General features: G+C 62.3%; 17 protein-coding genes. 7 read left to right on the forward strand and 10 right to left on the reverse strand.

From position 1 onward, the window contains the following. The first annotated feature begins 53 nt into the window (after positions 1-53). Positions 54-614 (forward strand): YaeQ family protein, encoded by a 561-nt coding sequence (locus tag ACLBKS_RS09450; protein ID WP_410192555.1) that lies wholly within the window; start codon positions 54-56, stop codon positions 612-614. Between the two features lie 38 nt (positions 615-652). Here ACLBKS_RS09450 and ACLBKS_RS09455 read toward each other — a convergent pair whose 3' ends face one another. Then, a complete protein-coding gene (locus ACLBKS_RS09455) occupies positions 653-1108 on the reverse strand; it encodes a DUF3717 domain-containing protein (RefSeq protein ID WP_410192556.1) in 456 nt (151 codons plus the stop codon). A gap of 383 nt (positions 1109-1491) precedes the next feature. On the opposite strand from ACLBKS_RS09455, the gene ACLBKS_RS09460 reads away from it, so the two are divergent. Both ACLBKS_RS09460 and ACLBKS_RS09465 read left to right on the forward strand, forming a co-directional pair. Then, positions 1492-2247, forward strand: a complete 756-nt coding sequence (locus ACLBKS_RS09460) for a TerC family protein (RefSeq protein WP_410192557.1) — start codon at positions 1492-1494, stop codon at positions 2245-2247. A 79-nt stretch (positions 2248-2326) separates the two neighbouring features. Beyond that, entirely contained in the window at positions 2327-2785 is a 459-nt protein-coding gene (locus tag ACLBKS_RS09465) for a hypothetical protein (RefSeq protein WP_410192558.1), read from the forward strand. A 73-nt stretch (positions 2786-2858) separates the two neighbouring features. Here ACLBKS_RS09465 and ACLBKS_RS09470 read toward each other — a convergent pair whose 3' ends face one another. After that, positions 2859-4439, reverse strand: a complete 1581-nt coding sequence (locus ACLBKS_RS09470) for a M48 family metalloprotease (protein WP_410192559.1) — start codon at positions 4437-4439, stop codon at positions 2859-2861. A gap of 48 nt (positions 4440-4487) precedes the next feature. Between ACLBKS_RS09470 and moaC the strand changes: the two genes are divergently transcribed. Next, positions 4488-4970, forward strand: a complete 483-nt coding sequence (gene moaC, locus ACLBKS_RS09475; protein ID WP_410192560.1) for a cyclic pyranopterin monophosphate synthase MoaC — start codon at positions 4488-4490, stop codon at positions 4968-4970. 74 nt (positions 4971-5044) lie between these two features. Here moaC and ACLBKS_RS09480 read toward each other — a convergent pair whose 3' ends face one another. From ACLBKS_RS09480 to sucC, 6 genes are all read right to left on the reverse strand, one after another. After that, positions 5045-5524: a pilin gene (locus ACLBKS_RS09480; RefSeq protein WP_410192561.1), complete on the reverse strand. Its 480-nt coding sequence runs from the start codon at positions 5522-5524 to the stop codon at positions 5045-5047. A gap of 245 nt (positions 5525-5769) precedes the next feature. Then, a complete protein-coding gene (locus ACLBKS_RS09485; RefSeq protein WP_410192562.1) occupies positions 5770-6615 on the reverse strand; it encodes a 3',5'-cyclic-nucleotide phosphodiesterase in 846 nt (281 codons plus the stop codon). Between the two features lie 199 nt (positions 6616-6814). Beyond that, positions 6815-7594 carry a Stp1/IreP family PP2C-type Ser/Thr phosphatase gene (locus ACLBKS_RS09490; RefSeq protein WP_410192563.1) on the reverse strand — a complete coding sequence of 260 codons (780 nt, stop codon included), beginning with the start codon at positions 7592-7594 and terminating at the stop codon, positions 6815-6817. A 238-nt stretch (positions 7595-7832) separates the two neighbouring features. Then, a complete protein-coding gene (locus ACLBKS_RS09495) occupies positions 7833-8513 on the reverse strand; it encodes a TerC family protein (RefSeq protein ID WP_410192564.1) in 681 nt (226 codons plus the stop codon). 134 nt (positions 8514-8647) lie between these two features. Continuing rightward, the gene (sucD, locus tag ACLBKS_RS09500) at positions 8648-9541 is read right to left on the reverse strand and encodes a succinate--CoA ligase subunit alpha (protein ID WP_006299001.1); all 894 of its coding nucleotides are present in this window, start codon (positions 9539-9541) and stop codon (positions 8648-8650) included. A gap of 28 nt (positions 9542-9569) precedes the next feature. Beyond that, positions 9570-10730 carry an ADP-forming succinate--CoA ligase subunit beta gene (gene sucC / locus ACLBKS_RS09505; protein ID WP_410192565.1) on the reverse strand — a complete coding sequence of 387 codons (1161 nt, stop codon included), beginning with the start codon at positions 10728-10730 and terminating at the stop codon, positions 9570-9572. 230 nt (positions 10731-10960) lie between these two features. Here sucC and argC point away from each other — a divergent pair, with 230 nt between their 5' ends. After that, on the forward strand, positions 10961-11902 hold the full coding sequence (gene argC / locus ACLBKS_RS09510; protein WP_410192566.1) for an N-acetyl-gamma-glutamyl-phosphate reductase: 942 nt from the start codon (positions 10961-10963) through the stop codon (positions 11900-11902). On the opposite strand, the gene recX is transcribed toward argC, so the two are convergent. After that, positions 11891-12445, reverse strand: a complete 555-nt coding sequence (gene recX, locus ACLBKS_RS09515) for a recombination regulator RecX (protein WP_410192567.1) — start codon at positions 12443-12445, stop codon at positions 11891-11893. The two genes, argC and recX, sit on opposite strands and share 12 nt — an antisense overlap. A 10-nt stretch (positions 12446-12455) precedes the next feature. Beyond that, entirely contained in the window at positions 12456-13526 is a 1071-nt protein-coding gene (gene recA / locus ACLBKS_RS09520) for a recombinase RecA (RefSeq protein ID WP_410192568.1), read from the reverse strand. 130 nt (positions 13527-13656) lie between these two features. On the opposite strand from recA, the gene ACLBKS_RS09525 reads away from it, so the two are divergent. Both ACLBKS_RS09525 and ACLBKS_RS09530 read left to right on the forward strand, forming a co-directional pair. Next, complete coding sequence (locus tag ACLBKS_RS09525; protein ID WP_410192569.1) at positions 13657-14157, forward strand: MarR family winged helix-turn-helix transcriptional regulator; 501 nt, start codon at positions 13657-13659, stop codon at positions 14155-14157. A 148-nt stretch (positions 14158-14305) separates the two neighbouring features. Further along, positions 14306-15025, forward strand: a complete 720-nt coding sequence (locus ACLBKS_RS09530; RefSeq protein ID WP_410192570.1) for a response regulator — start codon at positions 14306-14308, stop codon at positions 15023-15025. The last annotated feature ends 18 nt before the right edge of the window (positions 15026-15043 follow it).

Consider the following 15043-nt stretch of genomic DNA (forward strand, 5'->3'; position numbering starts at 1 on the left):
GGCCTGGCCCGTTTTGCGAGGGCTACCGAAAATCCATCCGCACACCCCGACTCATGGCGCTGAAATCCACCATCTACAAGGCGAGTCTGCAGATCGCCGACATCGACCATGCTTACTACGCGGACCATGCACTGACGTTGGCGCGCCATCCCAGCGAGACCGATGAACGCATGATGGCGCGCCTGGTCGCGCTTGCGCTGCAGGCCCACCGCCTGCAGACGGACTGCCAAGGAGATGGCACGCTGTCTTTCGGTGCAGGCCTGTCCGATCCCGATGAACCGGACGTCTGGCTGCGGGACTACACCCAACGGACACGGCTTTGGGTCGAGGTCGGCCAACCCGAGGACAAGCCGCTCGCCAAGGCCTGCAGCCGGGCCGATGCGGTGCTGGTCTATGCCCACGGCCATGCGGCCGAGGTCTGGTGGCGCAGCATCGAGAGCAAACTCACGCGCCTGGACAAACTGCAGGTCTGGCGCATCCCGACCGCTGCCGCTCAGGAACTGGCGTCCTTGGCTGAACGCAGCATGCAGCTGCAAGCGACACTGCAGGAAGGCCTGCTGATGCTGGGCAACAGCGCGCGACAGGTCGAAGTGGAGCCAGTGCGCTGGAAGTAACGTCAGCCAACAAGCACGCGCTGTTGGGAGGCAGTGTCTCAGCCCCCGGAGGCTGTGTCGGCATCATCGAACAGGCGCGCTTGAACTTGTTCACCCCGCGCTCTTTCCGCATAGCGGTTGAAGCGCCATGCTTCGCCCAATTGCGTGATGCGTCGCCAGGTTTCCCGTTTCTGCGCAGGGCGCAGGTGTGTCCAGTGCTGCACCTCGTCGAAAGTACGGCCGCAGCCCTTGCAAACGGAATCCCCCTGACTGGTGGAACAGATGGCGATGCAGGGGGTGTCCGGCGTGCTTTCATACCAAGCCAACCAAGCTTCCATCGCGGGTCCTGGCATGCTGAACTCATCGGCTTCCTGCTCATGAAAAAACACCATGAGCGCATACACCTCGGCCAAGGCACGCAGGGGAGGGGATAGAGTCACGCCATCGGACGCGGGTTCGCGCTCGCGCCAGTAGTTAATGGCCGCCTCAATGTCGGTAACGTGGATGCCAGCCATGGGGCGTAGCCTGGTAAAGGGAACGGAGCGCTAGAAAAGCAGAGTTTTCCATCATACCGGGGCCGCTTGTGGGGCCGCGTCAATCCGTGGTGTAATGCGTCCACGAAGGGGAGTAGCTCCCATCAGCCCTGGCACAGGGAGGCGCCAAAAACGGCGTCGTCGCGGCTGATATCAACAAGTCGTCATTACGAAGCATGACTTCCGGCTTGTTGGGCACATTCTTCATGACTCCACGCCGAGCAAGACCTTCGATTGGAACCTGAGTCAGGTTTCGTCGAAGCGTGCGCGTTCTCGGCACTATCCGGTCCACCGGGTAGGGCGGGTCCTTCCTCCATCGACGGAACCGCCCAGGTTGTAAATCGAACTACAACACGGAGTCCCTCATGGAGTTTCTGTCATCACCCGCATTCTGGGTCGCACTGGGCCAGATCATCATCATTGACATCCTGCTCGGCGGAGATAACGCCGTCGTCATCGCTTTGGCCTGCCGTCGGCTGCCGCCCGCCCAGCGCACCAAGGGCATCATCTGGGGCACCGCGGGCGCCATCATCCTGCGGGTCATCTTGATCGCTTTCGCGATGACCTTGCTGAACCTGCCTTTCCTCAAGCTCGTCGGCGCTCTGCTGCTGGTCTGGATCGGCGTCAAGCTGCTGGCCCCGGATGAAGAAGGCCATGGCGACATCGCCGCCAGCGACAGATTGTTCGCTGCCATCAAGACCATCGTCGTCGCGGACTTGGTGATGAGCGTGGACAACGTGATCGCCATCGCGGGCGCGGCGCAGAACGCGGGCGACCACTCCCTGCTGCTGGTCGTCCTCGGCTTGCTGATTTCGATCCCCATCATCGTCTGGGGCAGCCAACTCGTCATCAAGTTGATGGAGCGTTTCCCCGCCATCATCACAGCCGGCGGCATGCTGCTTGGCTGGATCGCGGGCGGGATGCTGGTGACCGACCCCGCGTTCGCCAACCCCGACAAATGGCAGTGGGTGTTCAAGCTGCCGCAGTCGGATGTTCTGAAATATGGCGCGAGCGTTGCTGGCGCGCTGCTGGTGCTGCTGATCGGCAAGTACGTCGCAGCTCGCCGTGGCGGGCCGGTCACGCACACCGCGTCCGGCAAGCCGAGTAGCCACACCGCCTGACTCACGCATGTCGTGAATCACGCGATCAAGAATCACCCAGGTAGTTTCCCCCGTCCCTCGTCAACACAAGGAGCAAATCATGGACAACATCATTGCGTACGTGGACGATGCTGAATACGCGCTGCATCAACTGGCGCCGATGCTGAACGAGGCATCCAGTGCCCGCCAGCCGGCTCAGTGGATCCTGGTGGCCTGCCCGCCACGCATGTCGCGTCACATCAATAAGTGGGTGAACCACACAGCGCGTGAGAACTGGCGCAATAAATGGGCTGACAAGCTGTTCAAGCTGATCACTCCCCGGCTGCATGTCCGTGGCGACAAGGTCATCACCTTGCTGTCCAGCGGGCCGCTGTTGGAGATGACGCAAGAACTGCAGCTGAAGTACGGAACCGCCCGTGTACTGGACGCACGCCGTCCCAAGTTCGGTCAGGATTTGCAGCCTGTCACGCCAGACCAGCCCCCGGGACAGGACTCCCGCTGGTCTGTGCCAGGCGCGGTCGCAGGCATGGCAGCTTTCCTGGTACTTGCAAGCGAGTAAAGGTCAGCCCAGTTCGCTCAGGCGACGTATGGGCCTTGGAGGCATGGGTTTGGAATCCATGCCTCCTACTTTTTTACCGCTCGCGCATTTGTTCTCGCAGCAAGGCCTCGACTTGCTTGCCGCGTGTCTCGATGATCGATGCTTCGATGTATTCGTTTCCAGCCGTTCCGCGCTTGATCAGATCCTGCGCGGCGGCATACCGGTCGCGTGCAGCGGCGTAGTCAAAACGCGCGGCGTACGCCTCCGCGTCTGCGCGAATCGCGCGCAAAGTTTGTCCTTGCGCCGCAGAAGCAGCTGACAGCAGCTGCCACGCCTGGGCGTCGCGAGGATGTTCAGCCAACCACACCTGAAGGGTTTGCGCAGCACGCGTGGCGCCATCCCTGCCCGCCATCGTGAGTGCGCGTGCGCGCAACAAGCTGAGTGCACGTGGTTTTTTCTCCCTGCCGCCATCTGTCCCGGGAGCATTTGATGCGGCAGTCGGCTGATCAAGCACGTCCAGGGCGCGACTCGCCTCTCCCGCGGACAGCGCCAGTTCCGCACCCAGCAGGCGCACTTGGTAAGCGCTCTGTGGCTGGTCGGAAGCCAAGGTGCGCAGGCGCGTCCACATTTTTTGCGCTGTCTGCGGATCGCGCAGCTCTGCGGCAGCCCACGCAGCCGCATAAAGCACCCCCGCGAGCCTCACAGTGGACTGCGAGGGTGTTGTGGCGGCTCCCAAGAGCTGTGTCTCGACTTGCGCTATTGCCGCGCGCAACGAATCGACCGAAGTATCGGCCAACACGCGCGCCCGCGCTGCCAGCATGGCATGAGCGACCGCCGTGTCGACGCCGTCCCGGGCCTGGACGGAACGCTCCTGTAGCTGTTGCCGAGCCTGCATGTCGGCGATCCGTTCGGTCGTGAGGGGGTGGCTGCGCAGGTACGGAAAAGCACCCGTGTCGTTGTGCCGATTCGCTTGCAGCAGTTTCTGGAACATGCTGGCGAAACCCTGACCGTTGAACCCCGCCTGAGTCATCACGCCATACCCGACGCGATCCGCCTCACGCTCCATGTCGCGCGAGAAATTCAGCTGCCCCTGCACGCTGGCGGCCTGTCCGCCCACGATCAGCGCCCCAGCCGCATCCGGACTCGACGCCGCGGCCAGAATGCCCAGGATCATTGCGGCAATCATCCAGGGAGCCTGCTGCCCTTGCCGGCTGATCATGCGTGCGATGTGACGCTGGGTGATGTGACTGAGTTCGTGCGCCAGCACCGAAGCCAACTCGTCGGCATCGTCCACCGAAGCGATCAGCCCCAGATGGACACCCATGTAACCGCCCGGCAGAGCAAAAGCGTTGACGCTGCGGTCGCGCCCCAGCATGATCGTCCAGGCATACTGCTCGTCCATCTCGGGCGTCAGCTCCCCTCGGGCTCGCGCAGCGGCCATGAGGCGCAACCAGAGGCCTTCCACATAGTCGCCCAGAATCGCGTCGTCCACGTAAGCGGTGCTGCGGTACAACTCACGGGCAATGCGATCCCCTAGCTGCCGTTCGGCGCCGGTGCTCATCTCCAAGCCATCACCCAACGCTGGCAAGGCATTCGGACCGCCTTGCGCCATCGCAGCCAGGCTGAACACCAGTGTCAAACAAAGCAGTTTGCGCTTCAATCCGGCAAATCTCATGGCCCGTATGATGCGCGATCCACGTAACGTTTTCATAAAGCCGCTTCCATGAATGGTTTGACGCATTTCGACGCCAGCGGACAGGCGCACATGGTGGATGTCGGGGACAAGGCCGCTACGCGGCGCTTGGCTGTGGCCACCGGCCGCATCGACATGCAGCCCAGCACACTGACATTGATTGAATCAGGGAACGCGAAAAAAGGCGACGTGCTGGGGGTGGCACGCATCGCTGGCATCATGGCCGCCAAGAAAACCAGCGAATTGATCCCTCTGTGTCATCCGCTCGCATTGACGCGGGTCGCAGTGGAGTTTGAGCTGGCGCCCGGCAGTCCGCTTTCTTCGGTGCGATGCACGGTCAGCGCTGAAACCCTGGGTCCCACCGGTGTGGAAATGGAAGCATTGACTGCGACCCAGATTGCACTGCTCACGATCTATGACATGTGCAAGGCCGTGGATCGGGGAATGCAGATCCACGATGTGCGCCTGCTCGAAAAGCACGGGGGAAAGTCTGGCAGCTACGTGGCTGCCTGATCCCCGCGATGTCAAACTCAGCCCCGCCTCATGGCAACCGTGAGAGGCGAGGTCGTTGACGGGGCGTCAGGCGCTCAGTTGTCCGTCAACTGCGGGGCGAGCGTGCCCACCTTCAAGCCAGTTTCCCGGCATGCACCGGGCAGGTATTTCGGGTCAACCGTGCCCGGGCCGCACTTCCAGCCCACGATCTTGCCATCGTTCACCTCTGGTACGAACAGCACCGTCTTGTCTTCCACTGCGGTAGAGATGTTGTGAACGGTGACTTGGACGGCGCCTTTTTCATCCGTCTGCACGCCACGAACGTACTGGGTTGTGGGAGTCGCCGATTCACACCCCCAACCACCACCCGCGGGCAGCCCGGTACCCGCCTTGGCCTGGTAGACCTCACTCACGGCGGTGCGGCATTGCGATGCCGCCAGCACCGCTTCCGACATCTTGGCCCGCACTGCATAGTCTTGGTACCAAGGCAGGGCGATGGCGGCAAGGATACCGATGATCGCGACAACGATCATCAGTTCGATCAGGGTGAACCCCTTTTGGAGAGCGTGTTTCATGAATACTCCTTCTTGAGCAATGGTGATGTGTCTTGCAAAGCTTGGCGCCGCAGGTTCGCGCCGCCATGAACGCGGCGAAGAATACCCCAAGACTTCGTCGCACAGCGGTGCGGCCAGCCCCGCATCGGCGCAGAGGCTTGACGCGCGTCAAACCAAGTCGGGAATCGCCGCGTCAGATGGATTCAGGTAATTGGATTGTTCGCCAAGGCCACACATGTGGCCGCGCGCCAAGTTTGGCGGCTGGCTTACAAATCGAACTCTTGACCCGCTTGAAGGCCATGCAGTTCATACAGGCGGCGGCCATGGTCCGTGGCCCCCGGCGGCGCGGACTTCTGCGCGTTGTCGCGCTGAAGCCCACCCAACTCCACGAGGATTTGAACTGTCTCCGTCGGCTTGGTGTGCGTGATGTAGATGGGAAAATCCTTCTCCGGCGAGATTTGCGCAAGCTCCTGCGCCAGAGTGTCAGGGGCCAGATGCTGGCTGATTTCCGCCAGCTTGCTTTCCCGGCGGCTGAAGGCTGTTTCAATCACCAGCATGCGCACACCGTCCAACTGATTGACACGTTGCCAGAACGCAGGGTTGGGCCCCGTGTCTCCACTGAACACCCACGTGGCAGCCTTGCCATCCTTGCGCATAGCCGGGTCGGCACTGACTGCGTAACCCACGGCAGGCACGGTATGCCGAGCTGGCAAAGCCTCGATGCGCCGACCGCCGATCTCCTCGACTTCGCCAGTTTCAATCGCCGCGAAGCGCATGAAAGGCGCCGCCTCGGTGGGAATGCGGCTGAAGTCGGGCCAGATGAGGTTGTTGAAGATATGCGCCCGCATGGCCTCGATGGTTTGCGGCAGGGCATGCACGATGACGGGCTGGCGGCGACGCGCACCCATGGCATCCAGCATCAATGGCAGAGCCGTGATGTGGTCCAGGTGGGCATGGGTGATGAAGACATGATCAACGCGCAGCATCTCGCCGACGGTCAGGTCACCGACCCCCGTGCCAGCATCCACCAAGATGTCCGTATCGATCAGGAAAGAAGTGGTGCGGCTACCTCGCGCGATCGCGCCAGAACAGCCCAAAACCCGCACCTTCATGTTTGCTCCATCGAGCATCAGCCCGCTTTTGAATTGCCCGAAACAGAAACTTGTGGAGAAAAACCCAAGGCCGTTCGCTCATGATCATGCCCGAAGCTGTTTTTTTCTGCAACATCTCGAAACATGTCGCCAGCATAACCCGGCTCGTGCCGATCGGTGACGCGGCCATCGCAGGTACAGCCCCTGGGTGAGAGAAAAATCACAAGGTAGGCCGTTGCCCTTGCGCATGGACCAACAGGACCGTGATGTTGTCGCGGCCACCCCGGTCATTGGCCATGTCAACCAGGGCTTCGGCACGGAGTTCCAAGCTCAGTGGCAAACGCAGCAGTTTGGCGATGTCCGTGTCGCGCAACATGTCTGAAAGGCCATCAGAGCACATCAGGTAGATGTCTTCAGCCTCGACCGGATGTGTGTGCACTTCCAGCATGACGGCGGAATCCACGCCCAGAGCACGAGTCACCAAGTTGCGGTGAACGGAGACCTCCGCTTGTTCCGCCGTGATGAGCCCCGCATCCAGCTGTTCCTGCAATAAGGAGTGGTCGCGGGTGACACGTGTCAATTGGCCATCTCGCAAACGGTAGCAGCGCGAATCCCCAATATGACCCAGCACCAGGTCTCGGCCATGGAAAACTCCTACCACCAGCGTGGTGCCCATTCCCGAGTATTCAATGTGTTCACGCGCCGCCTGCAACACGGCGCTATTGGCGTGCGCAACGCTGCGCTCAAGGACACGCCGGATATCTTCCAGAGTAACAGGATTGCCGGCGTCGTCGGCACGGAACCAACCACTCACATCGCGTTGGATATTGGCGCAGGCCATGCTGCTGGCCACCTCGCCAGCGTTGTAACCGCCCATGCCATCCGCCAGAACCGCCAGCCCCGCCGCGTCGTCCAAGGCAAAGGCGTCCTCGTTGTTGCCGCGCACTCGACCCTGGTCGGTACGCGCGCAAAACCTGTAGCTCAAACTGCTTGCTGCCATGGCTTTTCATTTCTCCGCCACGCCAGACGCCTACCCATTCGTGAAGTGCCGCGGGACTCATTGCATCGCCCTTCAACGGGTCGATGCTGCCGACATTAGCAGAGCCCAGAGCGGCCCGCAAGCTAGCTCACTTTTGTGTCGTGCAATTTGCATTTGCACACACCGGTCTCTCGGCGATCGTGACCAAGCCACGCCCCGCAGGGCATGACTTTGAATCAAAACTCAAAACGCCAGGCAATCAAGTTGCCGTGTGGCCACGTTTCTGCAAGCTTCTGCCCAGCAGCACAACCAGAATCGCACCCAACGACGCCGCCGCGTAATGCAGCCAAGGCTGGCCCGCGAGGATCGGTTTGAGAACGTTGTCGTTCATGATGGTCTCGCCGCCAACCCACCCGATCAAGGCGGCGCCCAGCGTTACGATGATCGGGAAACGCTCCATCAAGTGGATCATCAGCGAGCTGCCAAAAACCACCAAGGGAATGCTGATTGCCAGGCCCAAGACCAGCAACACGACGCTCCCGTGCGCTGCTGCAGCCACCGCGATCACGTTATCCAGGCTCATCACCAGATCAGCGATCAGGATGGTACGAACGGCGGCCATCAGGCCACCGACCTGCTTGCCATCCCCCTCGTCTTCCTCGTCCTCGCTCAAGAGTTGGACTCCAATCCAGAGCAGCAGCACGCCACCCACGATTTGCAAGAAAGACAATTCCAGCAACTTGGCCGCCACGACGGTCAGCGCAACCCGTAGCACCACTGCCGCGCCGGATCCGAACAGGATCGCCCGCTTCTGCTGATGCAGAGGCAAGGAGCGCGCGGCCAAAGCAATGACCACGGCGTTGTCGCCGGACAGAATGATGTTGATCCAGATGATCTTGAGCAGACCGATCCAGAAGTTGGCATCCTGCAAGAATTCCATCAAAAAACTCCTTAGCTGTTATGGTTTCTAGTAGAAGGAATGAAGCCCGATGATCCATGCGGACCACCGGGCCAGATATAGAGGAAAACGTCAGTTCTTGACCGGAGTCAAGAGGAAAAACGCTCGCCGCCCATTCAGAGCATGGCCTTGAGCAGCTTGCCCATTTCCGAGGGGTTGCGCGTGACCTTGAAACCGCACTCTTCCATGATGGCCAGCTTGGCATCGGCGGTGTCGGCTCCACCAGAGATCAGAGCGCCCGCATGGCCCATGCGCTTGCCGGGAGGCGCGGTGACGCCAGCGATGAAGCCGACGATGGGCTTCTTCATGTTGGCCTTGCACCAGCGCGCGGCCTCGGCTTCGTCAGGGCCACCAATCTCGCCGATCATGATCACGGCGTCGGTGTCCGGATCGTCGTTGAAGGCCTTCATCACGTCGATGTGCTTCAGACCGTTGATCGGGTCACCACCGATACCCACGGCGCTGGATTGGCCAATGCCGAGTTCGGACAGCTGCGCGACGGCTTCATAGGTCAGCGTACCCGAGCGGGAGACAACACCCACGCGACCCTTCTTGTGAATGTGGCCGGGCATGATGCCAATCTTGATTTCGTCGGGCGTGATCAAGCCGGGGCAGTTCGGGCCCAGCAGCAAGGTCTTCTTGCCACCCTTGGCCTCTTTTTCCTTCATCTTGTTGCGCACGACCAGCATGTCGCGCACCGGAATGCCTTCCGTGATGCAAATCGCCAGGTCCAGGTCAGCCTCGACGGCTTCCCAGATCGCATCGGCCGCGCCCGCCGGGGGCACGTAGATCACCGACACGGTGGCGCCGGTCTGCTTGGCGGCTTCCTTCACCGAGGCGTAGATCGGGATGTTGAAGATCGACTCGCCGGCCTTCTTCGGGTTCACGCCAGCGACGAAGCAGTTCTTGCCGTTCGCGTATTCCTGGCACTTCTCGGTGTGGAACTGGCCGGTCTTGCCCGTGATGCCCTGGGTGATGACCTTGGTGTTCTTGTTGATGTAAATCGACATGATGGATTCCTTCGCGTCTGGTCTGGGCTTACTTCACGGCGGCGACGATCTTGGTCGCGGCCTCGGCCATGGTGTCGGCGCTGATGATGGGCAGGCCGCTCTCGGCCAGCATCTTCTTGCCCAGTTCTTCGTTCGTGCCCTTCATGCGCACGACCAGCGGCACCTTCAGGCTCACGGCGCGGCTGGCCGTGATGACGCCGGTGGCGATGGTGTCGCACTTCATGATGCCGCCAAAGATGTTGACCAGGATGCCCTTGACCTTGGGGTTCTTGAGCATGATCTTGAAGGCCTCGGTCACCTTCTCGGGCGTGGCGCCACCGCCGACGTCGAGGAAGTTGGCCGGCTCGCCGCCGAAGAGCTTGATGGTGTCCATGGTCGCCATGGCCAGCCCGGCGCCGTTGACCAGGCAGCCGATGTTGCCGTCCAGGCTGATGTAGGCCAGGTCGAACTTGGACGCTTCGATTTCCGCGGCGTCTTCCTCGTCCAGGTCACGCAGCGCGACGATTTCGGGGTGGCGGAACAGGGCGTTGGAGTCAAAGTTGAACTTGGCGTCGAGGGCGATGATGTTGCCCTTGCCGTCGCGGTTCAGCGGGTTGATTTCAACCAGCGAAGCGTCCGTGTCCATGTAGCACTTGTAGAGCTTCTGGCAGACGTCGATGAACTGCGGCACGGAGTCGGCAGGCAGGTTGATGCCCTTGGCCAGTTCCTTGCCGTTGGCTTCGGTGAAACCGGTGAGCGGATCGACGAAGATCTTGACGATCTTCTCGGGCGTGCTGTGCGCCACTTCCTCGATGTCCATGCCGCCTTCGCTGGAGGCAATGAAGGCCACCTTCTGCGTGCCGCGGTCGGTCACGGCGGACAGGTAGTATTCCTTCTGGATGTCAGCGCCTTCTTCAATGTAGAGGCGACGCACCTTCTGACCCTCGGGACCCGTCTGGTGGGTCTTGAGCTGCATGCCCAGGATCTGGCCGGCCAGCGTCTTCACGTCATCCACGGTCTTGGCGACCTTGACGCCGCCGCCCTTGCCGCGACCACCGGCGTGAATCTGCGCCTTGACGACCCAAACCGGGCCACCCAGCTTCTGCGCAGCTTCAACGGCTTCTTGAACGGTGAAGGCTGCAATGCCGCGCGGCACAGGCACACCAAACTGACGCAAGATTTCCTTGCCTTGGTATTCGTGGATCTTCATGAGGGCTCTCTCAGGAAATGGTTTCTATCGGTTGCCGAAGCCGGTGGCCGGACAGGGCGCATCGTCAAAGTTGCGCAAGGCGCGGGCACGGCCAGCGGATCGCGCTGGTTCAGACGCAGCGCCGAAATGTATCATGTTGCCCTGCACAAGGTCGGTGCGCCGGGACCCGGCGAGCCGCGTTGGCAAATCAGCCAACCTCGGCCTGGGTTGGTCACTCCCATTCCGCCACCATGACCCGAAAAAAAGTCTTCATCGACGGCGAAGCAGGTACCACGGGCCTGCAAATCCGTGAACGCCTGCAAGCCATGCCGCAGGTGGAGCTGCTGAGCATCGCCTCCGAGCGTCGCAAGGACCCTGCGGCCAAGCGCGAAATCTTGGCCACGGCCGACTTGGCCATCCTCTGCCTGCACGACGAGGCTGCCGTGGACACCGTGGCCCTGGTCGATGCGCTCGAGGCCTCGGGCGAGTTGGGTGGCAAGCCAGGGCCGCGCATCATTGACGCGTCGACCGCGCACCGCGTGGCCCCCGGGTGGGTTTACGGCTTTCCCGAGCTGACACGTGAGCACGCGCGGGCCGTGGCCCAGGCACGGCGGGTCGCCAATCCGGGTTGCTATCCGACGGGCGGTATCGCGATGCTGCGCCCGCTCATCGACGCAGGCCTGCTGCCCAAGGACTACCCCATCGTGCTGTCGGGCTACTCGGGTTATTCGGGCGGTGGCCGCAGCATGATCGAGGCCTATGAAGTCACCAAGACCGCGCCGCCTTTGGAGGTTTACGGTCTGGGCCTGACCCACAAGCATCTGCCTGAGTTCCAGCGCTACACCGGCCTGACACGTCGGCCCATCTTCGTACCCGCCGTGGCGAACTATTACGCGGGCATGATCGACCAGATCGGCTTGCAGTTCGATTTGATGAACGGGGTACGCAAGGCCGGGCAGTTGGAAGAGGCGCTGCGCGCCCACTACGCGGGCAGCGAATGGGTGCGTGTCGTGCCGCCTCAAACGAGCGGCCGCCTGGAGCCCACCGCGCTCAACAACACGAACCAGATGGAGCTCAGCGTCTATGGCAACGACGCGTTGGGCCAGGCCGTGCTGGTGGCGCGCTTCGACAACCTGGGCAAGGGCGCCAGCGGCGCGGCCGTGCAAAACTTGAAGTTGATGCTAGGACTGTGAGTTGTGGGCGTCCGAGTCTTCGCTTCCATGCCCGTGATGGTCAGGGTCTAGCCGCTGGGTGTTGAGCACCCGGCGCACGACATCCCCTGAAAACCCGCGCGCCAGCAGAAACCGGCCTTGCCGCGCGCGGTCCTTCGCGTCTACCGGCGCGGCCTCAAAACGGCGCTGCCAGACTTGGCGAGCACGTGCTTCCTCGCTGTCCTGCAAGCCTGCCAGGGTCTGGTTGATGAGCTCGCGGTCCAACCCTTTGTCTTGCATCTCTTGCCGCAGACGCGCTGCGCCATAGGCACTGGCACGGCGGTGCGCCAAGGATTCCGCGGCACGGCGTTCGTCCAGGAATCCCCGCGCTTGCAACTCGTCCAGGGCCTGGGCCAGGGTCCCAGGCGCTTCCTCGAAGCGCGCCAGCTTACGCTCCAACTCGCGGCGGGTATGTTCGCGCTGGCTCAGCAAGCGCAAAGCCCGGCCTTTCAGGCTGGGCTGAAAGGCCAGTTTGCGGTTGTGCTCTGGCGCGTTGGACGAACCAGGCCTGTCGGTCACCGACATGGGCCGGGCGTCAGGCTTCAGCGTCGTCGCCGCCGGTCGAGGCCATGGGCGATCCCCCCTCGCCGCGCAGCGGGATGCCCAGCGACTCACGCACCTTGTTCTCGATTTCCAGGGCCAGTTCCGGGTTCTCGCGCAGAAATTCACGGGCGTTGTCGCGGCCTTGGCCGATTTTTTCGCCGTTGTAGGCATACCAGGCACCGGACTTGTCGATGATGTGGGCGTTCACCCCCATGTCGATCACCTCGCCCTCGCGGCTGACGCCCTCGCCGAACAGGATGTCGAATTCAGCGCTCTTGAAGGGCGGGCTGACCTTGTTCTTCACCACCTTGACCTTGGTCTCGTTGCCAATGGCGTCTTCGCCCTTCTTGATGGTGCCGGTGCGGCGGATGTCCAGACGCACCGAGGCGTAGAACTTCAGTGCGTTGCCGCCGGTGGTGGTTTCCGGGCTGCCGAACATCACGCCGATCTTCATGCGGATCTGGTTGATGAAGATGACCATGCAGTTGGTCTTCTTGATCGTGGCGGTCAGCTTGCGCAACGCTTGGCTCATCAGACGGGCCTGCAGGCCGGGCAGGCTGTCGCCCATTTCGCCTTCGATTTCGGCCTTGGGAGTGAGCGCGGCCACCGAGTCCACGACGATGAGGTCCACGGCGCCGGAACGCACCAGGCTGTCCACGATCTCCAGCGCTTGCTCGCCGGTGTCTGGTTGACTGATCAGCAAATCCTGCAGGTTCACGCCCAGTTTCTGCGCGTACTGGACGTCCAGCGCATGCTCGGCGTCGACGAAGGCGCAGGTGCCGTTGAGCTTCTGCATCTCCGCGATGACCTGCAGCGTCAGCGTGGTCTTGCCGGAGGATTCCGGACCATAGATCTCGACCACCCGGCCGCGGGGCAGGCCGCCGACGCCCAGCGCGATGTCCAGCCCCAAGCTCCCGGTGGAGACAACCTGGATGTCCTCGATCTTCTCGCCTTCGCCCAGACGCATGATGGTGCCCTTGCCAAACTGCTTTTCGATCTGGGCCAGGGCGGCCTGCAGGGCTTTGGCTTTTTCGCTGTTGGCGTTCTTGACGGCGGTGTCCATGGTGTTTCCTTGGTCGGGTTGAAGAGGGGCGCCTGATTTTTCTCACAGGCTGGATGCTTGAACAGGACTTTATCAGCGCGATACTTTCTCGTAAAGCTGATATTTAGTCATTTTGGCTTACTATCTGCCCGTGATCTCCAACAGCCCTTTCCCCCAAGCCGCTCAGCGCATCGATGAGGGGTGGCGTCAAACCCATCTGGGCCGCCTGCTGGGCCATGCCATGCGCCGGTTTGACACCCGTGTGCAGGCGCTGATGGCGCATGACGCTGACGTCCCCCTGGCTTTGTCCCATTTGGCGGCGCGCGGGCAGATCAGTGCCGCGCACATTCACATCACCCGGCACCTGGCCGTGGCGGGCTCCCGGCTGCAGGATCTGGCCGACGCGGCCGGCATGAGCAAACAGGCCATGGGCAAGCTGGTGGACCAGTGCGTGGCATGGGGTCTGGTGACGCGCGAGGCCGATCCGCATGACGGCCGCGCCAAGCAGGTGCGCTTCACGCCCGCAGGCCTGGCCTGGCTGAGCGGCTTCCAGCGGGCCGTGCAGCAAGCCGAAGCCGAGCTGCGGCAGTCCGTGGGCGAGGAGGTGGCCACGGTGATCGCCTTGGGCCTGGAAGCCTACACGGGCAGCTAAACCGCGTGTCGACATCCAGAGGCGCGGCGAAGTCTGTCGAAACCTGATCAACGAGAAAGGCTGCCAGGCAGCCTGCCGCCGCCTAGAATCGCCTCAGACATGAAGCAGCCCGCCCCCGTAAGGCGGTGAACTGCGCGGAGACACACGCATGCGAATTCTGATTGCGGAAGACGATCAGGTGCTGGCCGACGGCCTGCTGCGCACCTTGCGCGGCTCGGGCGCCGCGGTCAACCACGTGGCCAATGGCGCCGAGGCGGATGCAGCCTTGATGACGCAGCCGTCCCAATTCGACCTGCTGATCCTGGACCTGGGTCTGCCCAAGCTGCACGGCCTGGAGGTGCTGCAGCGCTTGCGCGCCCGTGGTGCCAGCCTTCCCGTGCTCATCCTCACCGCGGCGGACAGCGTCGAAGACCGTGTGCAAGGCCTGGACTACGGTGCCGACGACTACATGGCCAAGCCCTTCAGCCTGCAGGAACTGGAGGCCCGCGTGCGCGCCCTGACACGCCGGGGTTTGGGGGCAGCCAGCGGCCTCATACGTCATGGCCCGTTGGTCTACGACCAGGCCGGCCATGTGGCGACCATTGACGGCCGCTTGGTGGAGCTGTCAGCTCGCGAACTCGGTTTGCTGGAGGTGTTGCTCCAACGCTGTGGCCGTCTGGTCAGCAAGGACCAGCTGGTCGACCGCCTGTGCGAGTGGGGCGAGGAAGTGAGCAACAACGCGATCGAGGTCTACATCCACCGCCTGCGCAAGAAGATTGAACGCGGCCCCATCCGCATCGCCACCGTGCGCGGCCTGGGCTACTGCCTGGAAAAGATTCAGCCGGAAGCCACGATGGGGATGGATGCCGATTCCCCTTCCCTGGCCTAGGGCTCGGCCAGAAGCATC

This window comes from Hylemonella sp. W303a (genome assembly GCF_046452315.1).
Lineage (GTDB): Bacteria > Pseudomonadota > Gammaproteobacteria > Burkholderiales > Burkholderiaceae_C > Hylemonella.